This is a genomic window from Arminella tubonensis, from assembly GCF_003240585.1.
GTDB classification, from domain to species: domain Bacteria; phylum Pseudomonadota; class Alphaproteobacteria; order Rhizobiales; family Rhizobiaceae; genus Rhizobium; species Rhizobium tubonense.
On sequence record NZ_PCDP01000019.1, the window covers coordinates 148,265 to 171,248 of the forward strand.

21 protein-coding genes and 2 pseudogenes are annotated in these 22,984 nt (G+C 56.0%); 9 read left to right on the top strand and 14 right to left on the bottom strand.

The genetic code is table 11. The annotated features are described in order from the left end of the window. Nucleotides 1-8: 8 nt before the first annotated feature. From CPY51_RS07025 to CPY51_RS07035, 3 genes are read right to left on the bottom strand one after another with little or no spacing between them, the layout of a single operon-like run. On the bottom strand, nucleotides 9-1,460 hold the full coding sequence (locus CPY51_RS07025) for an MOP flippase family protein (RefSeq protein ID WP_111159569.1): 1,452 nt from the start codon (nucleotides 1,458-1,460) through the stop codon (nucleotides 9-11). Continuing rightward, entirely contained in the window at nucleotides 1,457-2,299 is an 843-nt protein-coding gene (locus CPY51_RS07030) for a glycosyltransferase family 2 protein (protein WP_111159570.1), read from the bottom strand. Before CPY51_RS07030 ends, CPY51_RS07025 begins: the two co-directional genes overlap by 4 nt. A gap of 57 nt (nucleotides 2,300-2,356) precedes the next feature. Further along, entirely contained in the window at nucleotides 2,357-3,625 is a 1,269-nt protein-coding gene (locus CPY51_RS07035; protein WP_111159571.1) for an MATE family efflux transporter, read from the bottom strand. A 481-nt stretch (nucleotides 3,626-4,106) separates the two neighbouring features. On the opposite strand from CPY51_RS07035, the gene CPY51_RS33740 reads away from it, so the two are divergent. Continuing rightward, a complete protein-coding gene (locus CPY51_RS33740) occupies nucleotides 4,107-4,229 on the top strand; it encodes a hypothetical protein (protein WP_275540456.1) in 123 nt (40 codons plus the stop codon). A gap of 237 nt (nucleotides 4,230-4,466) precedes the next feature. Here CPY51_RS33740 and CPY51_RS07045 read toward each other — a convergent pair whose 3' ends face one another. Next, nucleotides 4,467-5,189, bottom strand: a complete 723-nt coding sequence (locus tag CPY51_RS07045; RefSeq protein WP_420820676.1) for a sugar transferase — start codon at nucleotides 5,187-5,189, stop codon at nucleotides 4,467-4,469. A 238-nt stretch (nucleotides 5,190-5,427) separates the two neighbouring features. Then, nucleotides 5,428-6,213 (bottom strand): WecB/TagA/CpsF family glycosyltransferase, encoded by a 786-nt coding sequence (locus tag CPY51_RS07050; protein ID WP_111159574.1) that lies wholly within the window; start codon nucleotides 6,211-6,213, stop codon nucleotides 5,428-5,430. A gap of 1,077 nt (nucleotides 6,214-7,290) precedes the next feature. On the opposite strand from CPY51_RS07050, the gene CPY51_RS07055 reads away from it, so the two are divergent. Then, nucleotides 7,291-8,070 carry a glycoside hydrolase family 16 protein gene (locus CPY51_RS07055; protein ID WP_146260087.1) on the top strand — a complete coding sequence of 260 codons (780 nt, stop codon included), beginning with the start codon at nucleotides 7,291-7,293 and terminating at the stop codon, nucleotides 8,068-8,070. A gap of 1,061 nt (nucleotides 8,071-9,131) precedes the next feature. Here CPY51_RS07055 and CPY51_RS07060 read toward each other — a convergent pair. Beyond that, nucleotides 9,132-9,728 carry a hypothetical protein gene (locus CPY51_RS07060; RefSeq protein WP_111159576.1) on the bottom strand — a complete coding sequence of 199 codons (597 nt, stop codon included), beginning with the start codon at nucleotides 9,726-9,728 and terminating at the stop codon, nucleotides 9,132-9,134. Nucleotides 9,729-9,886: 158 nt separating this feature from the next. Beyond that, nucleotides 9,887-10,354, bottom strand: a complete 468-nt coding sequence (locus CPY51_RS07065) for a transposase (protein ID WP_111159577.1) — start codon at nucleotides 10,352-10,354, stop codon at nucleotides 9,887-9,889. A 747-nt stretch (nucleotides 10,355-11,101) separates the two neighbouring features. On the opposite strand from CPY51_RS07065, the gene CPY51_RS07070 reads away from it, so the two are divergent. The 5 genes and pseudogenes from CPY51_RS07070 (at nucleotide 11,102) to CPY51_RS07085 (ending at nucleotide 13,670) form a co-directional block, all read left to right on the top strand. After that, entirely contained in the window at nucleotides 11,102-11,899 is a 798-nt protein-coding gene (locus CPY51_RS07070; RefSeq protein WP_111159578.1) for a metallophosphoesterase, read from the top strand. A gap of 64 nt (nucleotides 11,900-11,963) precedes the next feature. Next, nucleotides 11,964-12,284 (top strand): annotated as a pseudogene (locus CPY51_RS33230) (hypothetical protein); the annotation flags it as partial. Nucleotides 12,285-12,381: 97 nt separating this feature from the next. Further along, on the top strand, nucleotides 12,382-12,507 hold the full coding sequence (locus tag CPY51_RS33745) for a hypothetical protein (RefSeq protein WP_275540457.1): 126 nt from the start codon (nucleotides 12,382-12,384) through the stop codon (nucleotides 12,505-12,507). Nucleotides 12,508-12,653: 146 nt separating this feature from the next. Then, entirely contained in the window at nucleotides 12,654-12,887 is a 234-nt protein-coding gene (locus tag CPY51_RS07080) for a hypothetical protein (RefSeq protein ID WP_111159579.1), read from the top strand. Nucleotides 12,888-13,478: 591 nt separating this feature from the next. Beyond that, nucleotides 13,479-13,670, top strand: coding sequence for a hypothetical protein (locus tag CPY51_RS07085; RefSeq protein WP_111159580.1), 192 nt, complete (start codon nucleotides 13,479-13,481; stop codon nucleotides 13,668-13,670). A gap of 106 nt (nucleotides 13,671-13,776) precedes the next feature. On the opposite strand, the gene CPY51_RS34015 is transcribed toward CPY51_RS07085, so the two are convergent. Together CPY51_RS34015 and CPY51_RS07095 are read right to left on the bottom strand one after the other, a co-directional pair. Beyond that, nucleotides 13,777-13,968 (bottom strand): DUF982 domain-containing protein, encoded by a 192-nt coding sequence (locus CPY51_RS34015; protein WP_420820675.1) that lies wholly within the window; start codon nucleotides 13,966-13,968, stop codon nucleotides 13,777-13,779. A gap of 42 nt (nucleotides 13,969-14,010) precedes the next feature. Continuing rightward, on the bottom strand, nucleotides 14,011-14,373 hold the full coding sequence (locus CPY51_RS07095) for a DUF982 domain-containing protein (protein ID WP_111159582.1): 363 nt from the start codon (nucleotides 14,371-14,373) through the stop codon (nucleotides 14,011-14,013). A gap of 1,357 nt (nucleotides 14,374-15,730) precedes the next feature. Here CPY51_RS07095 and CPY51_RS07105 point away from each other — a divergent pair. Further along, nucleotides 15,731-16,256 (top strand): annotated as a pseudogene (locus CPY51_RS07105) (IS6 family transposase); the annotation flags it as partial. An 88-nt stretch (nucleotides 16,257-16,344) separates the two neighbouring features. Here CPY51_RS07105 and CPY51_RS07110 read toward each other — a convergent pair. The 4 genes from CPY51_RS07110 to CPY51_RS07125 form a co-directional block, all read right to left on the bottom strand. Continuing rightward, nucleotides 16,345-17,358: an NAD-dependent epimerase/dehydratase family protein gene (locus CPY51_RS07110; protein ID WP_111159584.1), complete on the bottom strand. Its 1,014-nt coding sequence runs from the start codon at nucleotides 17,356-17,358 to the stop codon at nucleotides 16,345-16,347. Between the two features lie 13 nt (nucleotides 17,359-17,371). Further along, nucleotides 17,372-18,583, bottom strand: a complete 1,212-nt coding sequence (locus CPY51_RS07115; RefSeq protein WP_111159585.1) for a glycosyltransferase family 4 protein — start codon at nucleotides 18,581-18,583, stop codon at nucleotides 17,372-17,374. 402 nt (nucleotides 18,584-18,985) lie between these two features. Beyond that, a complete protein-coding gene (locus tag CPY51_RS07120) occupies nucleotides 18,986-20,134 on the bottom strand; it encodes a flavin-containing monooxygenase (RefSeq protein WP_111159606.1) in 1,149 nt (382 codons plus the stop codon). A 144-nt stretch (nucleotides 20,135-20,278) separates the two neighbouring features. Then, complete coding sequence (locus tag CPY51_RS07125; protein ID WP_111159586.1) at nucleotides 20,279-20,851, bottom strand: TetR/AcrR family transcriptional regulator; 573 nt, start codon at nucleotides 20,849-20,851, stop codon at nucleotides 20,279-20,281. A 127-nt stretch (nucleotides 20,852-20,978) separates the two neighbouring features. On the opposite strand from CPY51_RS07125, the gene CPY51_RS07130 reads away from it, so the two are divergent. Continuing rightward, nucleotides 20,979-21,539: a DUF308 domain-containing protein gene (locus CPY51_RS07130; protein ID WP_111159587.1), complete on the top strand. Its 561-nt coding sequence runs from the start codon at nucleotides 20,979-20,981 to the stop codon at nucleotides 21,537-21,539. A gap of 157 nt (nucleotides 21,540-21,696) precedes the next feature. Here the strand turns inward: CPY51_RS07130 and CPY51_RS07135 are convergent, their stop codons facing one another. Continuing rightward, nucleotides 21,697-22,977: a serine hydrolase domain-containing protein gene (locus CPY51_RS07135; protein WP_111159588.1), complete on the bottom strand. Its 1,281-nt coding sequence runs from the start codon at nucleotides 22,975-22,977 to the stop codon at nucleotides 21,697-21,699. Nucleotides 22,978-22,984 lie beyond the last annotated feature (7 nt).

Here is a 22,984-nt window from a genome sequence, read left to right on the forward strand (position 1 = left end):
GGATAAATTTATGCAAATTTTCGTTCCGAAAAGCCCGCCATACCCAACATTGCGTCGCACCATGTCCTATTGAGGAACCAACTGAACGCGACATAGGCGAGTCCCCCAACCGGTAGACCGAGAGCCAGCCTGAGGAGGTCCGTTGTTAGGCGGCAAGAGGCCGCCAATGCAACTGCTACGGCCATAATCGTCACTAGCAGTGGGACGGCCCATTGAAGGGTATATTCGACTATTCCAGCTCCGGTAATCTTGCGAACAATAAACAGCCAGACCACGAAGACGAACAGCACATAGAAGATTGTCAGGGCCGTCGCCACTCCCATCGAGCCCCACAGGCCGCCAATGTAGATCGTGGGTACAATAGCCGCGGTCACGCCGAGGCTTTGGACAAGGGCGAGCCGCGAATGGCCGGTTCCGTAAAGCAGGCTGCCCACAGGATTGCCGAGTGCCCTGAACATCCCCCAGACCGCCATGACGCCGAGCAGGTCGGCGGACTGGGACCAGTTCGGCCCGAGCACGACTTGCACCGTCTCATGGCGAAACGCCGCAATGGCGGCATAGATCGGAAAATTTATCGCTGACGTCATCCTGATGGTCGCAAGATAGATCTTGCGCAAAAGCACTTGGTCGCCCTGAGCCTTGGCGATCAACGGTGTTCCGACCCTTGTGACAATTGGGTTTGTCGCGAACATAACTTTTAAGGAGAGCTCGCGCGGAACCGTATAAAATCCAAGCGCCGCGCTACCGAGCATTCTCCCGACGACCATTACATCGGCCTGAATTGTCGCGGTGTTGGCTAAACTTGCCCCAAGCAGGTAGAGACCGGATTTTAGATTGGACGACGCTTCTCCGACCCGGAAGTGAAGGCCAGGTAACCAGCCGTCACGAACGAACAGCCAGTAAAGCAGACTATTTCCCGTCGCCAGCGCCGTGACCGCAACCACGAGAGAATAAACCCCGCCCCCCAGATAAGCGACTACGATGGCAAGGACCGTGCTTATGATCGCCGAGATCAGCTCGACGATCGCAATCGGGCGGAATGCGAGCCGCTTCTCGGCCAACACCTTCACTTGTTGGCCGATCGCAAGAATAAAGAAGGAGCTTCCGGCAAGGGCGAGAGGCGTCTGCAAGCCCGGCGTGCTGTAAAAACTCGCGACCCAGGGGCTCGCCGCCCACACCAGGCCGGAGAGTAGGGCGCCCATGAAGACATTTAGCCAATAAAGCGTTGATAGAACTTCCTTCGAAATTTCGCGCGAATATATGATCGTCGTGCTTACACCCAGATCACCAAAGAGCTGAATAAACGCGGTGACACTGAGGATCATCGCCATCATACCGAAATCTTGTGGCGAAATCAGCCGTGCAAGCACGATGAGTTGCAGCGTCTGCAAGACAACGCGGCCCACCGTAACAAAGGTAGTCCAGCGCACGGCGGAGAATGCTTCGGTTTTGACGCTCATTGTGCTGTCTCCGGAATGCCGTAAGCTCGGACAAGATTGGCGATCTGCGCGTCGTTTCCGCCGTTCTGGCCCCGGTTGCTATTTTGCAACGCGACACCCTGGGAGCCCGGCCACTCATAGAACCGAATCCACCTGCTAACCTTGCGAACCGTCGCCCCGTTTAGCCGGACCATCCAGTTGAGCCATACGTCGTCCGTCGTCGGGCAGAGTTCGAGAATTTTTGCGATGTTGTTGACGTCAGTGTGCAGGACGCCAGGTGGATAGAGAACGCCGCCGACGCCGGTAAAGAAAACGTCGGACGCGCTACGGGCCTTCCTGATGTTGAAGTGCCAGCTGTCATAGGGTTGAAAACCACCATCGCTTCTGCGCGTCAGGTGAGCTCGGTGGCAGAGCACTTCCGGCACCCCTGCCCTGTACTCTTCCACGAGCCTTCGCAGCCAGGATGGCGGATAGTAGACATCGTCATCAGCTGTGACGATGATCGCATCACCATAGTGTTCGAGTGCCGGGATGATTTTCTTGTAGGAGCGCAGGTCTTCCGTCGCGCGGATTGTCAGTCCCCCGCGTTCCAATTCCCTGATCGAGGGCGGCAGCGCCGTGATATCCTCATGTGCAATCCACAGAAGAACCTCGTCGGGAGCAAGATCTTGCGTCAATATCGTCTTGAGCGTCAGCTCGAGAACGTCGTATCTCTTGGGATAGGACGTCAGCGAGACCACGAGGCGATGCGGCAACCCATGGCGCGCAGCAACCTTTCTGCGCCGCCAGCGCCGTTCCGTCCAAGCTTCCAGCCCCTTCATGAAAGCCGGCTTTGCTAAGGATTTGATCCGCGTCAGCAAGGGGAAAAGGTCCTTTCCAAGTCGTAGACGTCAGCTTGAGATATATGACCGCCAGCCCTAGCCACTAACATTGGCGACCTCCCTCAGGCCCTGCGGCACCTTGTCGGCGCGAACACTCGAAACAATTCCAAAGGTCATGATGAGTTGGCCTGCCAGCACCCCAATCGTTGCATAGACGGGTCCGACCGTGAGCAGCAAGGCGACAACGCCTGCCACCGTCACAAGGCATGCCTTCATGCTCGCATCAGCAAGCTCGCGAAAGCGCCCCTCCGCCTGAAGAAAGACGTTGAGTGGCGTTTGTACGCACTGTACCAGGCAAATGATCGCCCAGAGCCCGAACGCCACCAGAACGAGCTTTATTTCGAGCCCGGGCTTGAACGCTATTCCGGGGTAAAAATGCAAGGTGGTCGCGGTTGCGACAATGGTCATCGCCCAGATCAGTACCAGCACGGCCGTAAAACGCACGGCGTATCCGGTCGCGCGCGCGCGATCGTTCGCGGCAAATGCACGAGCCATGGCGGGCCGCTCGATCTGGGTCAGGGAGACCATGCAGACGCCGATCGGCCGAAGGAACAGCATCGCCGCGGCGATGGGAGCGAAGGCCGCCGGACCGGCGATTAAGGTCACCAGATAGGAATGAGCATTGGCCGTGGCCTCCGTGGTCACCAGGCCGACCACCGCCCAACGCGACTGGTCCCTCCAGATTGGCCTGTACGCCGAAACCGTCGAGCGCCAGTCGCCTTCAAGGTGCCTACGCAGGAAAGACATGCCAAACGGGATCATCCCGGCAGTCCCGGCCGCCACGAAGATCATGGATGCGGACGCCAGCGACAAGCCTTGAAACCAGGAAAGGCCGAGGCCGATAAGAAGCGCCACTGAATAGGCGATATCCGATGCAGCTGCCTTGACTGGCTTGTGGGTTGCGTACGCTTCCGTGCGACCGAACCACCGTATCGTGAAAAGCGCACTTGCCAACGCGAAGCACACTGCTATCAGCCAACTGGTGCTCCCGATCCAAAATGCCGCCGCTGCAGCGAGCGCACCGTTCAAGAGAGCAAGTCCGGCATTCACAGCGAAGAAGCAGGCAGTTGAATTCTCATCCTGGGAACCAGCACTGATCGCTACGGTGTAGGGCGCCGCCACCACCGAATTGCACAGACCGGAGCCAAATTGCATCAGCGTCAACAGGAATGCTATCAACCCAAACTCGGCAGATCCCAAGCTGTGGAGAACGGCAAGCTGAATGAGAAGATGGCTGGCCGATACAACAGCCGTTGCAAACGTCGCTAGCCCATAATTGCCGATCAGCAGAAAAGTGTTTTTCATTCATATGGCCGGGTTGATGCTTATTCTTCATATTGCACATCCATGCTGCAATGCAACAAAGCGAGACTGCTTTTACAGAGATAATTTCGAGTTTTCGTTATCTCGAAGAGACTAACGTGATCAGCCTTCATTGGGCTGACTATATTCTCGCGAATAACGGATACCGCGAGACTAATACGAACTGATTGACGCCAACCAATACGGCAACAGACTAGAGCTTCGGTTGCCTCATCTCGCCTTTTGCACAGGAAACTTGGCGAAGGCGACCTCTTTCCACTCGAAGTGACTTCGTCGTTCCAAGCATTGACGAGGAAACTTGACCTTCCCTTCGAGTTCAATCGACTTTTGTGCTCGCCCCATCGGATCGATCGGCGAGCAAAATAGTTCACACCTCTCCCAATCTCATGCGCCTTAGGCGAAGTCGAAATGCGATGCCCGTCGCGCTGAAACGGGAGATCGGTGTCCCGAGTACAATTCTCAGATGTTCATCGTACAAGACGCCAGGGGCTGCATGGGAGATGATTTCCTCTGGTATCGATGGTGGCACATCGCCATAGATGCGAAGACCACCGGTACGCATTTCAAGGGCGAGGTGTCGGCGTGAACGGTCGTAGTATAGCCTGCGAAGAACTCTAGATCGCAGCTCTACCTTCAGGATTCCTGCAATGGTTGTTTGCTGAACAATTTCCATTGTCACGAAATTCCAAATTCAGTCTTGGTCGTCAAGCGAATGCCCTTGGTTTGGTTACCCGGTAAGGTTAGCAGCCATTCCCGGTTCAATAATTCAAACCGCCAAAGTCGACCGCAGCGGCATGTCCGTGTTCGGTTATGATCTTCAATGCTAGAAGCCCTGGCCGCCACGCAGTTCGTTCGCTATCGTCCCAATCAGGATCTTCACATCCAGTAGCAGAGAGAAATTCCGGACGTAACGAAGGTCCGAAGCGATGCGCGCGCGCGCTTTTGCCGCCTTGTCCGTCGGTCCACGCAAACCGCGCATTTGGGCAAGACCGGTCAATCCTGGACGCATCGAATGCCGGTTGTGATATTCGGGCACGAGCTCCTCATAAAGCATCCCTCCAGCCAGCATCCCGATCGCATGGCAACGCGGACCAACGAGGGACATATCGCCGCGCAGGACATTGTATATCTGCGGAAGTTCGTCGAGGTTCGTTCGCCGAAGAAGAGCGCCTACTCTCGTTATTCTTGGATCGCCTTTGATCGTTTGGGCAACGCCGGTAGGATCACCTAGGTCCGAGCGCATCGAGCGGAACTTAAAAACAAGAATTTTTCTGCCGTCCTTCCCCCAACGGATCTGTGAAAATAGCGGCGACCCTTTGCTTTCCACGCGTATAGCAACTGCGATAACGACCAGCAGGGGCGCCAATATCAAAAGAGCGGCTGCGGAAAGGACGATATCCATCGCCCGCTTTCCCAGCAGGTGAATGTAGCGCTTTTCGCCGGATTCCCTAAACCTCCCGGTAGGAGCCGACAGGATCGGCTTTACATCGCGCCCGACAAATGCCGACGGGAATGTTTCTGCGCTATTACTTTCTCGTACAGCAATATACACTTTGAGCTCCGTTATGACGGGATCGCTAAATCAGATGCTTTCAGTACAAAGAACGTAACGTGACGCCGCTCCTTGTAAGACTCGCTAACTTAAGGGGAACCTTTTCGCACCTACTCGACGCCTACCACTGTCCCGCAACGGGCTTCTCGCATGAACCGATCCGGCGAAGCGATGGCATGCAGCACGTAGGAAATTCGAACACGAAACCGCCCAGAGAACTGCGACATACCAGTCAGGCTCCCGCGGTTCTTCCAGGCTTGATCTGGTCACCCGTTCTTGCCAGTAAGAGGAACAGGGCAATCGGCGTTGTTGAAAGATAACGCCACAAGAGCTTCCTTGGCTGAGTTATCATTCGGTGCATCCATTCTGTACCAGTTCGCTGCATCCAAACTGGTGCGCGCGCGTATGAACCCGTCACATAATTGAAACATCCGCCACAGGTTACGAGCCATTCGGCAGAAATCCTTTCGCGGTTGCGAACACAGAAAGCTTGCTCTTTAGGCTTTCCAAGGCCAACCCAAACGATGTCGGCACCCGAAGCATTGATCTCGTTGCATACGTCAGCCTCTTCAGTGGCTGAAAAATAGCCATTTCTCATACCGACAATGACCAACGAAGGATAAAGGCGCTGCATCTTTTGCGCGCATGCCGTGACGATTTCTTGGCTCCCGCCGAACAAAAAGAATGTCTTCCCACTGCGTTGCGCCGCTTCGGCGACGTCATGAAACAGATCCGTCGTGGCACTTCGCTCGGGCACGGGTGACTTGGTCAATATTTTGGAGGCAGTAACCAGAGGCTGGCCGTCGGCATGGATAATATCGGCTGCGTTCAAATCTTCGCGGTATTTCTTGTCGAACAGCGACATTGCAAGACCGTGGCCATTGATATCAAACAGTAATCTCGGGCGGGCCACATTGTGAGACTTGCTATCGACAAGCATGAGGTCGACTAGGTCGTTGCGCGAAACGCAGGCTGTCGAAACCCCGCCAATAGTTACTCGATGAATCTCTGCCGCCATTTTTTCCCCGGTGCGTTCTTGTAAACATTTGTCGCGGCCAGCCGTCTCGTGGTTAACCGCGACGCATGGTTACGAAAAAGTTAACTGGACTTTGCCAAATCGTTTCTCGCAGCGCAACCCGGTTGCCAAGCTTTTTTTGCATTGCAACAAGAATATCGCTATGCGCGCTGAGATTTGGGCCAAAAGATCGACTCAAGCGATCTAAAGTGGTGATGAAAGCGCTAAAGGTTTTCCTGACTTACTATTATTTTTGTCCCAGATTGCTACTCTAGTTGAGAATCGGAATATTGCTCTACTTAAGGGGGTCAAGAACAAAATCGACCTCTGAAACTCTTACAAAGAAGTGCGGGCGCACAGGCGCCGGGGCACACGACAAGAACCAGCGCATCAACAGCAGGGGTAGTTGTTTAAGCGCTCCGCTTTCGAGCGTATCCGGCGAGAGCTCAGATATAGCCGGCGATTTTGAAGGGAGTTTTGGAGTTGAACTCCAGGGGGAAGCGGTTGAGACAGGCGACTGACTGACACGCCCATTCAAGCCGCTTCGCAAGTCCGTGCGAATTGCCTAGCCAGACGATGTGAGGAAATTTCGCCGTCCCGCGCATTGGGCTGCGGTACCGTGAATTTAATGCGTGCTTGCGGTTTCTTGCCGATCGATTCCCGCATCGAATTGGCCAGCAACCCATCTGCCGCTTCCGACGATGCCGCCCCACATAGCGACGGAAACTCCAACCGCGGCAAGTAGTGACTTTAATCTTAAACTCAATTGTCCATCTCCTTCCACGGCTCACCTTCGATCGTGATGCCGTCGCCCCCAAACGCTATTCTCCTCCTGCTACCAATTCCTTTATCACTTTAGTCCGCGTCGATAGAAGGTTAATTTAGAGTTAGCTCGTACTAATCTGTCCTGAAATGCTCTGGATTAATCCGATACTGCCCCTTATAGGGAATATCTGCCTCAAGCGCGGTCCTAAGACTTTTAACACAACAATCCACGTTGTCGGCTGATCGTTCGCTGAACCATCCGCTGTTGCCGCTGGAATCAATCTTCGCTCAACGAATTCCTGAGGAGCTGAATCTTTGCGCGATTTAACCCAAGTGCTTCTGCTCGTTGTGCTGTGCATTCTTGCAGACAATGACGTTTTTGCTGCGAGTTTTGTGCCTATATGGCGTGACGATTTCGACGGTCCTTCGATGAGCAAATTGGACAGGACGAAGTGGGTCTATGAGGTTGGCTACGGTAACAGCCTCTGGGGAAACAACGAATATCAAACCTATACGGATCAAATTGGTAACATCAGACAGGATGGCCAAGGGCACCTTGTGGTCACGGCACGCAAGGAGTCCGATGGGCGTTACACGTCCGGCCGCATCAAGACCAAAGGCCGCTTTGCTCTCAAATTCGGGAAATTCGAGGCCCGCATAAAGATCCCCCGCGGCCCTGGCCTCCTCCCCGCCTTTTGGCTTATGGGAAGTGTGGGTCAATGGCCGGACAATGGCGAGATCGATATTATGGAAAATGTCGGCCAGTCCCCGAGCACCGTGTTCAGCAACCTACACGCCCCCGGTTACACCGCCGTCGGCGATCAGACAGTTCCGCGCGATCTTTCGGACGATTTCCACGTTTACGCGATCGAATGGACACCGGGGCGGGTTTCTTGGCTGCTGGACAACGTCGTCTACAAAACCGTCACCAAAGATGACATTCCCGCAGGGAAAAGGTGGGTGTTCGACGACCAGCCATTTTACATGCTGTTGAATGTGGCGGTGGGCGGAGATTGGCCGGGTCCACCAGTCGACAACGCCTTGCCTCAGGACATGGTTGTAGATTGGGTGAAGGTCTCGGCTTATACGCCTTGAGTGGAGAGAAGCGAAAGTTCGGCTCAGCGCGGCAACCGACCGTTCCGTGGGCGAACTATTCTTAAAACTCCGTACTGAGACACGTTTCACCGCTGTGTTGAGAACACATCGATTCTACGACCTTCGACAGCAATGGCAGAAGAAACCTAAACATCCCGTCTGGTTCATGGCAGGCATATGACTTCGAGCAGGTCTCGTCCTGGCCTGATTGCTGGATCCTCGCGTTCATCGCTGCAAAAGCGTTGAGGTCGGGAGATGGTAAACAAAATCTTGACCCATTTCGGGACGCCTGTAATGTTGCCGATATGACAACTCAGATACCGCCGCCCGTTCTCGCAAACAAGCTTGCCTCCTTCATTATGGTGGAGATAGGTGTCCTATGCGTTTATTTGATCGGCCTATTGGGTTTGATCATTTGTCTTCCGGCGCTGACGTGGCGTGGCTTGCGCCGGATGTTGCCGCGGCCGCGCGGCTGGTCGTCCGGGACCAAAGCCTAGTAAAATTTAGCTGATTGCGATAGGTTATACCCGTCTATACCGAGATGAGACGATCGCGATCCTTCAGGAGTTTAGCGTCGCGGATCTAGCCGAAATCGCCCGGAAACCTCCAGGACCAAGTTTATCAAGTGTGACGCGGTCCCGCGGCCGATCGTAGGCAATATTGGGTGGGACGAGACGCGCAATCGCCGGCAGACCGGCGCGCCAAAGCACGCAGTCGCGCTGCTCTACCGTCAATCTCGGCGATTTGCGCCCGTGATACCCCTGACCGCTCCCAGAAGAACGGATGGCGCCGTACGCGAGAGAAATAGTTGTAGAGGATGGCGCAGCGATCGCGGGATATGACAGGCTTGCCGCGATGATATTGGCTGTCGGTGTCGCTGAAGATCACGGTTCCCGCGGGTCCGGTGCATGTCATGACGTCGCGGTCGCTAATCGGCCCGCCAAGTTTTTGCTCCAGCCTTTCCTGGCTGAGCACTGTTCGGGAAGGCTGGAAGCTGGGTTGGGAATCGTAGAGCCGCCACTGCCTGAAGATGCCCTGCCTGTCTTCGTCTTTCCGGACTCTCAACCGGCATCGAACCGCTCAAGCATTCTTCTGATCTGCACGTTTTGGGCACGAAGGGCCTCGGAAAGCATCTTCCTGAGTCGCCTATTTTCTAGATCGAGCGCTGCCACCTCTTGAAGAGAAACCGCTTCCGCGGCAGGCACTGACTGCGCGCTTAAATCCTCGTTGATGCGGTCCTCGCCATTGATCGCTTGGGTGACAGTATGGTGAGCACGCTTTCGAGCTGTGTCCTTCAATGGTTTGCGAGGCTGCTGCACTCTCTGGCTCACGGGTGCTTGCGCAATGGTGTCCACAGCCGCCAAATTGTCCTCACGCTGCTTCGGCGCCTTTGCCTCTTGCTCATCGACAGCCAGCAACGTCGTGCGTGCAGCGTCGGCTGCGCTGGCCGAGCCCAAATTCATCGGTTGAGGCGATATATGTCCATCATCAACTGACGAACCGCGCGCTTCTTTTGGACCGAACAGATGCGGCGCGTCATCTTCCGCCTTGCGGACAAAAGCCTTGAGGTCGGTGTCGCCCCAGATCGACTTTGTCTCCGCTCTTTGCCGTCGTCCCGATTTGAATTCAACAACGAATTTCCGTTGTGGCGTTTTCATATGCTGTTCAACCCGATCAATCCACACACACCCGCGCCGATTCGCGCGGCCGCGCTCGTGTGACGAACCTATATATTGTCTTAAGGCTCGGCTCAAATGGTGATTGACGGCAGTAATCTATCCGGAACCGGAACCGCTGAGGTGGTTCCTTCCTTGGATTAGCTTAGTCCCAGCCTCTTGCGCAGGTCGGCATTTTCCGCACGCAACTTTTCCGCCAGGGTCTTACGGAGCCTCAGGTTCTCCTGTTCGAGCTGAACAAGATCTACCAGCTCATCGCCGGCAGGGGCGGGCCTGGGATCACTCTGCTCACCGGGGTTCGCGGTCCGTTTCCAGTTATAGTAGGTTTGCTCCGATATGCCGGCGGCCTTGACGGCGGCCTTGAGCGTGCTGACGCCTTTGTTGACCTGATCATTGATCGACGCGAGTTTCGCCACGCGTTCTTCGGCGCTATAGTTTTTGGCACGCGAGGTCTGGGGGGGTGCCGCCGCATTTGGAGCAGCTCGAACTGGTTGAACAGGCATCTTTTGACGCCGAGGCGATCTCTGCTTTTTGTCAGTCGTTGCCTTTGCCTCGGGATCCTTACCCGCGATCACGGCCATAGGTTCGACGTTATTCTCGTCTGCCATCAGTTAGCCCTCTTTAGCGATCGCCTGTTGTCGGCTGGGTGAACTTAAGAGTCAACATGAACCCGCCTGCTTCAGGCTTGCGCGCTGGGAAGGTCCGCCGTTTTGCTGTCATATTGATGCCAAGAGTTCCTACAGTGGCCTTTCGAAAAGGCTCTGAAGGGCTGCGCCTGGAATCCGAGCTCGGAGCTAATTGCGAGCGGCATGCCCATGGCGACCTTTTCGGCGGGGTGCCGCAGAAAGATCATCCGCCCGTTCAGTGTGGTTGCATGGAATGTCACCCTTCAACCACTCCATGCCAATCGCGAACGCGGAGGGAGCTGTCATCTGTCATCAGCTTGGTGGTGTCGCCGGACGGAATTTAAATGATGCCGATGACCAGCAGTTTCCTGTGCGCGGTCACCGTTTTTGGCGTCGGCGCGGACTTCTGTTTGAAACTTGACGACGTTATCGTCCATGTAAAATGCCCACCAGATCAGGTTCCGATGTTATCGAGGCATGCTACCGGATGGATCTGACATTCGCCGTCAATCTACGGTGACGCGACAATGCGAGACCTCGCGACACCAACGGCCATGTAAGGCCCGTATATGAAAAATAGAATGAGGCTGTGATGGCCGTAATTGGGTCAGATCGGTAAAAGCTTATTGAGTTGCTTAAGACGGTGCGAACGTTGCCACGAAGTCTTTGAATTTGATCGAGACTTGGCCATCTGCCAGTGAAAAAACGTTCTCCATCAGGAGAACGTTCATGACCAATGGCAGCCATGTTTTTGCGATCGGCGACGTCCACGGAAGAGAAGACTTGCTTGTTGCCTTGGTTGCTGATTGCAGGCTTCGGAGCGAGGACCAAGCTTTCAAAGCAAAGTTTGTCTTCTTGGGTGACATCTTCGACAAGGGGCCCAAGAGCCGAGGCGCGCTGGACTTCATTCTCAGCATGATGGACGATTTTCCAAATACGGAGCTCATCCTTGGCAACCATGACGAGTTCATCCTGCGAATTCTGGATGAACCCGATGAAATAAAGCAGATGCTGCGGCTAAATTCCTGGATGGTGAGCGCGGGTGGCCTGGCTACGATCCGGTCTTACAAAATTCCGCTCGATGAAAACATCCTGACGTCGCTGCGCGACAATATTGACAAGGCTCACCTCGCCGCGTTGCGGAGCGCGAAGAGATACGTGGAAGTCGGGCAATACATTCTCGTTCATGCCGGGCTTCGTCCCGGCGTTGCGCTCGAGGATCAAAAGCCCCGCGACCTGACGTGGATCAGAGAAGAGTTTCTTTATTCTGACTATGACTTTGGAAAGATCGTCGTCCACGGGCATTCCGTGACGGACTCATACAAGCCAGAGGTATATCCAAACCGGATTGCCATCGACACCGGCGCATATGAATCCGATCGCTTGACCGCAGCTCATATCCGCCCAAACGGCGACATTTCCTTCATCGCGACCGTGCCGGGCAAAAGAAGGATCGACGTAGAGGATATCCTACCGTTGCGGTTCGGTACCTGGGCACAGGCAGAAAAACTCAGCATTTTTAGATAAAGCCGACCCCGCACGCCGGCCCCATGTTTCGAAGCCCAGGCCCTAGTGCCGCTCTAGTCTCATCGGCCCACGGGTCGTAGATAGCTCTGGAGCAATTTCGCGGCAGCAGTGAACAGCGATGGGCGAACGATCAATGTCGCGTCACGTCTGGAAGATTTGAATAAGCAATTCGACACGTCGATCCTGGCGAGCCCCCGCCATACACGACGCCGTTGCCGGTCGCTTCGACCTTCGCCCGCTGGGCCTCACGCAGATAAAGGCGCGCGCCGAGAAGATCGATGTTTGGGAACTTATCGGGGAAAGCCGCAACGAGCGCAACCCAGCAAAAGTGTTCAGCCGAAGAGCACGGCGCCGAATGCAACGCCAGACACGATGCCGACGATGACGAGAGGTCATCTGCAATGTGACTCCCTGAAATCATCTTTGAAGCGACAAGCGAGCGAGTTCGTTTAGGCTGATCTCAAAATGGTGGGGAGCAACCGATGAAATCGACCGACGATCAAGAACATATGCCACTCCTGGAAGTCGAATGGATCAGCGCCGTGATGGTGCTGACATTGCCATTGGCCATTTTCGCTGTGGCACTCGGATGCTCGTTTTTCGTCTAGCGCCCCGACCAGGGGAGCAACACCATCTAAGGATGAAGCCCACATGAACGCCTGCGTCACGCTTCGTTCACTTCCCCAGGATTATCTTCGAACCAACGTCCCTCGATGACGTTGCAGAGAAGCAAAATTCCAATCGGAGGAAGCCAATGAAAAAGATCCTTGTCGCTTCAGCAATAGCCTTGGCATCGCTGGCAGCAAGTGCCCTTCCATCGAATGCCACTACGATAGTCATTGGCGACAACGACTCAAACTACCGTCGTCACTACGACGACCGCCGCGATTGGGACCATCACCGCCACCATCACGACTGCTACACCAAGAGGTACACCGGGTGGCATCACGGGCATAAGGTTTATCGCGAAGAGCGTGTTTGCCGATAGTTGTTGCAATAAAGGCCCTGTCATTTGCTGGTCATTTCGCAAGGAGCGGCTGTCGGATAAAGACTTCAGTCCAAAAAGCCGCCTACGGAAAATTTGAATGCGTAGCCAGTGTTTCTTGGCATTTGATTGTGAGAATTTTTCCGAATATTTTAGGATGCGGCCTTTCAGATTTTCATCTTTAATGCCAAATCCGATAGCGCAGCAGCATTCTCATATTCAAATGGCAAGCGACACCTGATTGCGGACTGTCACCAACTGCGCGAACAGCTCGCCATCGCTTCCGGCAATCAAAATCACGTTGCCACCATACACGGCGGCGTAAGGACAAACCCCATCGCGATCGCGCGGCCGACAATTCCCATTCCGGCAAGTGCGGTCGTTCCGAGATGAGCAGCAGCGCGGTGGGATTCAACGGGGTGCCTAGATCACCGGATCTTGATTATCGATCCCGGTCTGCCGGACAACTTCGTTGAGCAACAATCGCAGGCGGCGGGGTGTCGATCAGACAATCACCGCCAGCAGCAATTTTGATTTCAAAAATGCGGGAGAGACAAATGATGCCATCAAGGGCTATTCGTCGCGGAGGTTATTATGAATGACCTTGCTGAGAATTGGATGCACGCCAGCGCCGACGTCATTTGCGAAGCGCTGACCAAATGGTGCGTCCAAAGCCAAAGCGAGCCGGACCACTTCCTAATGTCCCGCGCGATCAAGCTATACAATCGCGGCAATGATACCCCCGACCTTCTCATCGGAGCGCTGAAGTCGGAGCTTATAAACTAGACCTGACCGATAGCTCGTGGCTCCATCTAAAACCTCGGTTCACCGCCCGATGCAACCATCAGTCGAGGGTTGTCGGTTGCGCCTTGGGCGCCTGGTCACCTAAGTTCTAGTCGAGATGAGCCGCTGTAGCAGCATCTAGGAGAGCCTGGCGAACTTCTTCAGGCGACTTCTCTTCATTGAAGACATCTAGAACGGCCATCTCAGCCTTGTGTCGCGCCGCGCCCGCTTCGTTTGGCCAATGCTCCAACGCAGCTTGCTGCCCCCACGACCGTCCTGACTGTCTTATAGCGGCCGGCAACGAGAATGCGGACCGATCGAAATGTTCTCCGATCCCTCTCCATCATGGCCTTCTGTAGATCCGTTGGCTGCGCTTCTTCGGGCGGGGTTTCATGTCGGTCTTCTTTCCACCGGGATCGGGCAGTATCAGCGTCATATGCCGGGGAAACCTGTCGGCTACGAATATTCCCGCCTCCTCTGCTGCCAAGACGAGGGCGTGCCGGGCCTCGTCGGGCGGCAGCTGGTCGTTCAAAACACTCGCGCACGTCTCGAGTGCGTATCTGAAAGCATCGCCGCCTTGGGCGGGCCAGCGGTATAGGAGGATATCCTGTGCCTCTCGGGTCGACCCGACCACTCGATATTCACCGTGCTTGCCGAGCTCCATATAGACGCCATCGGACCAAATTTTATCGGTTACCAAAGCCATGTGATGCACCCATAGAAACGCGGACCTGCGATTCAATGGAGACAGCGTCGATTCGTTCCCTGGTTAAGCCATTTGGATGGTGGGCGATCACAGGGAAGCGGCGATCGGGCCGATGACTGGACGTCCAGCCATCCGAGTTTCCGACAGAGCTCTTCGCCCGCCGCGACACCCACCTTGCGGTCGAGGTATGGACCTGGAAGATATACGACCTTCCCCCGGAAGCTCCAGAAGCGCTGGTTGTGGCCGTCAAGGCTGGCATTGCCCTTCGGTAGGCGATCCGCGGCGGCCTGGAAACAAAAAGAGACCCGCCACCGGTTAGGATGACGGGTCAACATTCAATCGGCGGGCGTGGGGACGTCCTTTGAAGATTTGCACAACTGTAGATGACAACAATTACACGCCATTTGCCCTGTCACCAAGCTGCGCTGCTGGCTTCCTCGCTCCAAGGTTAGCGATCGATGAGTGAGCCCTTCGGCTAGTCCGATATCGCACAGGAAATCTGTGCCTACTCGGCGTAGCGGATCAATTCCGTAGGCTCAATGAGATCGAACACGCCAATTTCATGCTCGTTGAGAATAGCCACAACGACCTCCACGGAACTGGTCGGAGCGCGACGCGATTGATCGACGTGCGCGTCGGCAAAGCTCTTGGTGTTGGATCGGCGAAGACAGTCGCTCGATGTTGTCTCGCCGCCTTATTGGCTGCTTCCTCAATGCCCTCGTAGCCCATGGCAGATCCCGTGCCCAGCGGGAAAGAGTATACTGTGAAACCGCGCGTCATGGCCGCTAGGATAGCAGTGTCTTCGCTATGGATAAATGGCGGGACGGTCCTCGTGTTCATCGCGCTGGCACTAGGTCTTGCGCTTCCGAATGGGCTTTTTCGGAAAACCGCGAAATACAGATGGACCGCCTTTTACAAGCAGAAAAATAGTGCCGGCGCCCTCAGATCCCGCGCAGCGACGCGACGGCTTGATCATTGCAACGAGGGAGGGTTTCAGTCGATCGCGCGTAGAGCGAGACAAGATCGATGCTCCGGTTAGATTGAAGTACCGAAAACATCCAACTGCAGCCCGCCCTTTCATGTGACTAGTAGGGCGGATGATCGAACGATGCGGCGTTCAAGTCGTGAATGGTTAATGGTTTCGGCAGAACCATGCTTGCCTTGAAACGCCCTTGCAACTTCCCAATTCGTCCGATTGAGCAGCCGAACGAGGTATGTGCTGTAAAGTCGGCGCAAATGGTGGGTGATTGTTCCACGTGGGTGCCAACGGCGCGTATCAATCCCACTTGTAGCGTCGCCTTAGCATTTTACGGCGGTACCCACTGGCATCAGCTTGAAGCTGCCGGCCGATGTTGCGAGCGTCGCGTTCCAGACAGTCGTGGAATGGGCTGCCAAGTTCGGCCGAGAATATGCCTGTTCCATCCGGCGGCGGACCAGGAGAAGTTTTGCCGACAAGTCGCATCTCGAAGAAATGCTCGTTTCTATCAAGGGCAGAAAATACCGGTTGTGGCGGGCTGTTGATGCCGATGAGTATGTTCTTGACGCTTTGATCCAGAGCCGCCAGGACAAGCAGGCGGCCTTGAAGCTGATGCGAAAGCTCCTTAAGGGCCAATACATCACACCGCCTGTCATGATCACCGATAAGCTCAGATCCTACGACGCAGCCACAAGGGAAATCGTGCCCGGTATCGGGCTCGTTCGCATAAGGGTCCGAATCATCAGGCGGAAAATTCGCATCTCGCTGTTCGACGACGAGAGAGAGGCAGGATCCGGTTCAAATCGGCACGACAATGCCAGCGCTTCGTCTCCATCATGGCTCGATCGCCAACCTCTTCCATCTTCACCGCAGCCGGACGACCACTGTTAAACATCGCAAACTTTGAAACGCCGCAATGCGCACGTGGCGCGAAATCACCTTGTCGACCCCGGCATAAACTGGCTCCATCCTGGCCATCCTGTGCCCGACCCACGTTAAGGCGATGCTACCGATTGATCCTCGTTGAGATGGCTCGCACTCATGGCGCCTGCTAGCAGATGCTCTAGCGTCCGCGCGATCCCCTCTTCCAGACTGACCAGCGGCGTCAGTCCGTAAGAGCGTTGCAGGGCCGTATCACCGCAGCGGTAGAAAACCCCTTCGGGATGGCTCGACCGGCCGGTGACAGCCGGATGCCAGCCGATCTGCCGACTAATGACCTCGGCCAATTCGATGAAGGAGGTAGCAATGCCGGTCGAGAGATTGAGGCTGGCGCCGTCGGGAAGCAACTCCTTCGTCTGCCAGATAGATTCGATACAGTCGGAAATATGGATGAAATCACGGCATTGACGGCCTGAGCCCCAAACGAACACTTCTGGTGCGCCTTTTTCCGCAAACAACCGGCGACAGATCGCCGGGAATGGATAGGCGAGGTCCTGATCCTCGCCGTAGCCGCTGAACGGTCTATAGGCGATGGCCCGTCGGCCGCAGCGCTCAACGTAGAGCTTCATCAGATATTCGCCGGTCAGTTTCGCCCAGCCATAGCTGAGGTCAGGTACGCCGACAGCGGTGTCGAAATTGATCATGTCCTCCGACAGCAGCCGATGATTTTCGACCGTCTGTAGCGATACTGGATAGGCGGCGCTCGAGCTAAAGAATACCACCGAACCCGGCTTGGCGCGTGACGCCCACTGCCATAGCTCCGCATCGACCGCCAGATCCTCCGCGACATCGAGCGCCCGCGTCTCCAGCGTCACGCGACCGCCGACCAGCGCGGCGAGATGGAAGACATAGTCAAAATGCTCCGGCGGGCGTGCGAAGAAAGTGCGACAAGCCTCATGGAGGAAAGTAAAGCGGGAGCGCCCAAAACGCTGCCACAGATCAGGATGAAGCGCGCCCGTCCCCACGACCAACGAATCAACGCAGACGACATCCAGCCCTTCAATAAGAAGCCGCCGGATAAGATGTCGGCCGACGAAACCGCAGCCGCCCGTCACCAGAGCACGTGCCATTGTCCACCCCCCACTAAAGCGCAGAAAAACTGCTGCGCCCCATATAGATGTCCACCATTCGGCGCGCCCATTCCGCCCTGCTCGGCGCGATGCGTTGGCCAAGGGAAAATGCGGCCTCGCTCAACCTTCGCATCAGGTCGTCGTCATCTGTCGCCGCCAATTGATCTGCCAGCGAAGCTGCATCGCCGCTATCAAAAACCAGACCGGCGCCGTTGTTTGCGACTTCCGTCGCAATCAGCGCACTGCTGCTGACAATCACCGGAATGCCGGACATCAATGCTTCGGCCGCCACCAGACCGTAAGGCTCCGGCATGCGCGACGGCATGATGAAAACGCGCGCTTCGCCCGCGAGTCTCGCTACCTCTTCATCGCTCAGCCAGCCGGGCACGAAACAATGCGGCAGCGCACGCTGCATCTCCACAAGCAATGGTCCGCGCCCGATGAGCGTAGCCGTCCTCCCCGTTTTGTTGAGCGCATCCGCCAGCGTCCGTACCCCTTTCTCCCAGCACATACGGCCGAGAAAAACGATGCGGCGGTTGCGCCATACTTCCACCGGTCCCGGCGTCAATGGCGCCGTCGGGGTGCGCAGCGTCGTGAAATGGCGCAAAGGACCGTAGCGGAGATACGCCTCCATTTCTTCATGGACCAGCACGATGCCGACGCGGCTCCAAAATTCCTCGCCGACGCCCCACTGGGTCAAGGTACGGCGGAAGCGCCAGAGCTTATGGAAATAATTGCGCTTGTCGCAATTGGTCGCCAGACATGCGGCAGACAGCGGCTTGATATGGCAGACATCGCCGCTGTGGAAATTGATGAGCCCGCCGTTCGGACAATTCAGGAAGAAATCATGCGCCGTGACGATGACTTTGACCTCATGCTTGGCAAGCGCATAAAAGATCGACGGCGACAGGATTTGCGACCAGCCGTGCACATGCACGACGGTCTCTTCCTCCGATTCCTGAAGCAACCCCTCCATCGCCTCGAAGGCGCGCCTGTTGTAGTTCTTCGCGAAGACATCGGTGAAAGTCGGACCATCCCGAAGTGGCCGCTCGCCTAGCGCAACTGTCCGGATGCCAGCAAACTGCGGCTTGAGACCTTCACCATCATCGCCGACCAGTATGGCGCAAGTCAGACCAGCGTCCTTGCTTGCCTCAAGACATTGCAACGCCACCTTGGTCGCGCCACCACGAACGGTTGAAACGTCATTGACAAGTATGAGACGCATGACACCAGACGCCCGCTTGCATTATCTGGGCGGACGAGAGAAATGGGTCTCTCACGTCGCGCACCTAGCATATATAAAGCGGCCAAACGCAGCGGTATTTCAATTCATCCATTCGCACGAGGGCATCCCGCTTTCAGATTGGTTCAACAAGATCTCATAGATTCAAAAGACTAGAGCGCGTTGCGGTGCCCCTATTCGGTCACTACTCCAGGACAGCTTGACGGAGCGAAGACGGAAATTGGCAGGATCGATTGACAGCCGTCGCGTGTGCACCAAAGAGGCGCTCAACTTCGACGCGGAAGCGATCGATCCCCGCCAATCGGACCCTTGCTGGGATGAATTCGAAAGGACTGGTGACAAATTGGAACTCATGAAACCAATCAGTCTCCGGTCTTTGGAGGGTTAAATCACCCTCCCCAAATAGTTGCCTTGATGCCGCCGAGCGATAGACGATGCGATCTTTTGCGCCTCGATGCCTATCTGACGAAGGAGACCCGTCGTCGCAGCATTGTAGCCGCAGAAATACAGGCCATCTCCCGCGGGGTGCAGGTCGCCGCTCGCGGGTCTGCCCGCAGCGGGGAACCTCTCCCAAAGGTCGGGCAGGACTTCCTCGAGATTGGGGCGATAGCCGGTTGCCAAGATGATGGCGTCGCATGCGATCGATTGCCTGTCCTCGAAGTGAACGACCGAACCCTCCAGTCTCTCGACACCGGGAAACACCTTGATGCGGCCCTCCCTGATCTTCGCAATCGTTCCAACGTCTATCAAAGGGGTGCGCCCCAGTTCGATCATCGTTGTTAGCGGTCCCCTACCCGCTCGTCTCAACCCGAATCTCTCCAGATCGCCATAGCGCAATCGGAGAAACGGCGCGTTGAACCCATCTGCCATCTCATGCGGGAAATGCGACAGGGCGATGGCGATCGTTGCGCTGGGTATCCCGAACATCTCGCGCCCGACGACGTTCACGGGCCCGCGGACCGACATTGCAACGTCAAGGCCCGCTTCGGCGCATTCGAGAGCGATTTCGCCTGCCGAATTGCCGAAGCCCACCACAAGGACCCGGCGCGCCTTTAGCGCAGATGCATTGCGATACTCAGACGAATGCAGGATCGGCCCCATGAAACTATTCTGTCCGTGCCATTCTGGCCGGATGGGCGTGTTGGAGAGACCGGTTGCGATGATGACCGAACGGGATTCGAACAAGTCACCGTTCGCGGTTTCAACCATCCAGTCGACCGCTCTTCGAACGGACACGGCTTGTCTTCCAAAGAAAATGCGAAGGTCTTTCGTTCGGGCATAGTCTTCAAGATAGGCAATGATCTGCAAACGAGAGGGATAGCGGGGGAAATCGGCCGGCATTGGTTTACCCGGCAGTGCCGAATGGGCTTTCGACGTGTGCAAGTGAAGTCGATCGTAGTGTCTGTGCCAAGAGGCGGCCGGGCGGTCCGCCGCCTCAAGAACGACGGGCCTGCGACCGTTTGACGAAAGCGCCGCCGCGCATGCCAGACCCGCCGGTCCCGCCCCGATGATGATCGTCTCCTCAGTGGTCACGCCGCCCTCCTCAATCACCGGACTTGCAATGGGTGGATCAGTTAGTGTGTCGCGAATTATCCATGAGCAACACGACACGCTCATACAAGCAGGCTGTCCCTGATCAGCTGGCGTCGTTTGCCAGGCAATTTGACGACCCGATCTTCAGGCCCGCAGCCTTGCCACTTGCGGGCCCAAGATGGCGAGAAAGAGCTTGGCGTCGCCGAGCGCGCGAGCAGACAGCAACGCACCATGGACGGAGGCCACAAGGATCTGCGCCTCCTCCCCTGGAGAGACATCAAGCTGGAACGCGCCTTGTTCCTCGCCGGATTTCAAAACCGACGCCAGCCATTCCGCCAGGCTCTGGAAGTGGAGGCGAACCTGCCGCGCCACCTCGTCGGGAAGCATTTGCATTTCACTCGCAAGCATCGCGCAGACGCAGAACGGCTCCGACGAGTCGATGACACACTTCTGCCAGTAGGCCAGATAGGCATCGAGCTGATCGACAGGATCCGGGACGTGATCGCGCAGAGACTTCAAACCTTCCTGGGCCTGCCGTACATATCTTCCGACGAGGACTGAGACCAACGCGGCCTTCGTGGGGAAATGGTGATGAATGCTCGCCTTCCGGATGCCGATGGCCTCGGAGATGTCGGCATAGCTGAAGCCGTTGTAGCCGCCGGCCACGACGAGAGACTGAGCAACGTCCAGAATTTTTTCTGAGGTCGATAGTTCCATTCTTTCTGCCTACCTCTTAGTAGGGAGACATGTCAAGTTGCCCAGCAAATCGTGTGTTCACCTTCCCCGGTTGACACGCGTCCGATGCCTACCTATTAGTAGGAAGACAACATAAGAGGAGCCTTCCGTGCAAGTCCAACCTTCAGCGCAATCCGACTGGCTGCGGTCCTACTACTATACGCGCGCCCTCTTCTCGGTCTTGTGGGTCGCCGCCGCTATCGCGGCCGCCGGCCATTTCGCAGTCGCCTCGCTACTGCTGGTCCTCTACCCGGCGTGCGACGCCCTTGCGAACCTCGTCGACGCCCGCTCGAACGGAGGTATGGCGGCCAACAGGTCCCAGACCCTGAACGTAGTCGCCAGTTCCATCGTGACGGTGATCGTTGTCGTCGCGGTGATGAAGGACACCTATGCAGTCCTGGCTGTCTTCGGCGTCTGGGCGATCCTGTCCGGACTGCTGCAACTCTATACGGCGGTCCGACGCTGGCGGTCTTACGGCGCGCAGTGGGCCATGATCCTGAGCGGGGCCCAGTCGATGCTGGCCGGCGGTTTCATGATCAAGCAGTCGGTCGGCATCGTACCACCGTCCATCCTCGATATCGCTCCATACGCATCATTCGGCGCATTCTATTTTCTGGTATCGGCAGTCTGGCTTACGGTCGCGTCCTATCGAAGAAAAGAGAGCGCCTGAACGCGAGCGAGGAGTTCTGCGTTTGGAGCGAATGGACGTTTACGGAGGCTTATCCGAACAGATGGGCGGCATCTACCCAACCACGGCTTCGGCCTGACAGTTGCCGCCGGTCAGCTTCCGGTTCGCGCCAACAGCGGTCGCTCCAAGCGAAGACCGCCTAGTTGGTCGCGAACTGCTTGAGCACAGCGTTCCAGAGGCTGAATACTTCGGTTTTCGGTAAGTACGTTGTGTCCGGTTGGACGGCTGTCTGCACAAGCACCAAGTGGGTTGTCGGATCAACAATGATATGTTGCCCTCTCAATCCATCCATCCAAAACATGCGATTGGGTCCGGGGAACAGCCACGTCAAATACCCGTATCCAAACGGAGGGGTTGCACCGTCGAAGGCTCGGAAAGAACCCTGCTCAACAGGTTGCGTCGCATCGATCAACCATTGGCGCGGGATGATCTGGCGACCATTCCAAAAACCGTCATGGGCAAGGAGCAGACCGAAACGGGCGTAGTCTCTTAGAGTTGCACTGAACGAGGCGAATGCTTGTTCCTGATCAGAATTATCAATCACCCAGGTTGCGGAAGACTCTGCTCCCATTGGCTGCCATATCCGCGTCTGCAAGTATTCGGACATTGTCATATGGGTCGCGCGGGTAAGAACCAAGCCCAAAACCTCGACGTCAAGGGCCTTGTAATGCCAAAGGGTATCTGGAGGAGCAATTCGTTTATTGAATTGCGACACAGCTTCAATCGTGCTGATTTTTACTTTGCCAAATAGGAGGTGAAGGAGCGTGGCGTTGTCATCTGTTCCGCTATAATCCTCGGTAAAAGCGATACCTGACGCCATATGGAGCAGAGCGCGTATCGGGGTGCTGCCAATCTCAGTGCCCTTTAACTCAGGCACGTAGGTCTGAGCGGTGTCATCCACGGAGTGGATTGCACCTTCCGAAATCGCAATTCCAATGAGCATGGCAGTGATGGTTTTAACCATCGACTGCGAAAGAAATCGGTCTTGGTCGGTGCGACCGTACTGGTAATGCTCGTATAGAATAGTCTGATCATGCGCGATCAGCAGTCCCGTCGCGGGGTTACGGGCGAGGTAGTCGGGCAAGGTAGCCGTAGAGGTCGCGAAGGTATAGGTGTCACCGAAGGGGTAAGAAGCCGTGATCTCGTTTTGAGCCCGCAACAGCGGCGACGGTTTTTCGGCAGCAGCTATCGTACGGACTGGTGCCAATTGGTCGAAGTGACTGTAGTCGCCGACCATGTTTTGCGGTTTATCAAGAGGCCAACCCACCGGATAGCCAAGCTGCTGGCCGTAGGTTTCGGCGTTGGGTCCGGTGTTCGAGAAGACAGGATCAGCTTTCGGTGCCTCTTGCGCATGGGAGACGGGTAGCCCAAAAAAGAGCACCAATACGACTGCCCGTGCCATGCTTTGCCAACCGAACATAGCCTTC

Excerpts from the sequence above, each read along its gene's own strand:
- CPY51_RS07065 (WP_111159577.1), bottom strand. The coding sequence starts at position 10,354 with ATGGCAGACGAGAATAACGTCGAACCTATGGCCGTGATCGCGGGTAAG.
- CPY51_RS07050 (WP_111159574.1), bottom strand. The coding sequence starts at position 6,213 with ATGGCGGCAGAGATTCATCGAGTAACTATTGGCGGGGTTTCGACAGCC.
- CPY51_RS07060 (WP_111159576.1), bottom strand. The coding sequence starts at position 9,728 with ATGAAAACGCCACAACGGAAATTCGTTGTTGAATTCAAATCGGGACGA.
- CPY51_RS33745 (WP_275540457.1), top strand. The coding sequence starts at position 12,382 with ATGAAATCGACCGACGATCAAGAACATATGCCACTCCTGGAAGTCGAA.
- CPY51_RS07095 (WP_111159582.1), bottom strand. The coding sequence starts at position 14,373 with ATGGCTTTGGTAACCGATAAAATTTGGTCCGATGGCGTCTATATGGAG.
- CPY51_RS07080 (WP_111159579.1), top strand. The coding sequence starts at position 12,654 with ATGAAAAAGATCCTTGTCGCTTCAGCAATAGCCTTGGCATCGCTGGCA.
- CPY51_RS07035 (WP_111159571.1), bottom strand. The coding sequence starts at position 3,625 with ATGAAAAACACTTTTCTGCTGATCGGCAATTATGGGCTAGCGACGTTT.
- CPY51_RS07110 (WP_111159584.1), bottom strand. The coding sequence starts at position 17,358 with ATGGCACGTGCTCTGGTGACGGGCGGCTGCGGTTTCGTCGGCCGACAT.
- CPY51_RS07125 (WP_111159586.1), bottom strand. The coding sequence starts at position 20,851 with ATGGAACTATCGACCTCAGAAAAAATTCTGGACGTTGCTCAGTCTCTC.
- CPY51_RS07085 (WP_111159580.1), top strand. The coding sequence starts at position 13,479 with ATGAATGACCTTGCTGAGAATTGGATGCACGCCAGCGCCGACGTCATT.
- CPY51_RS07115 (WP_111159585.1), bottom strand. The coding sequence starts at position 18,583 with ATGCGTCTCATACTTGTCAATGACGTTTCAACCGTTCGTGGTGGCGCG.
- CPY51_RS07025 (WP_111159569.1), bottom strand. The coding sequence starts at position 1,460 with ATGAGCGTCAAAACCGAAGCATTCTCCGCCGTGCGCTGGACTACCTTT.
- CPY51_RS07135 (WP_111159588.1), bottom strand. The coding sequence starts at position 22,977 with ATGTTCGGTTGGCAAAGCATGGCACGGGCAGTCGTATTGGTGCTCTTT.
- CPY51_RS33740 (WP_275540456.1), top strand. The coding sequence starts at position 4,107 with ATGTTCATCGTACAAGACGCCAGGGGCTGCATGGGAGATGATTTCCTC.
- CPY51_RS07070 (WP_111159578.1), top strand. The coding sequence starts at position 11,102 with ATGACCAATGGCAGCCATGTTTTTGCGATCGGCGACGTCCACGGAAGA.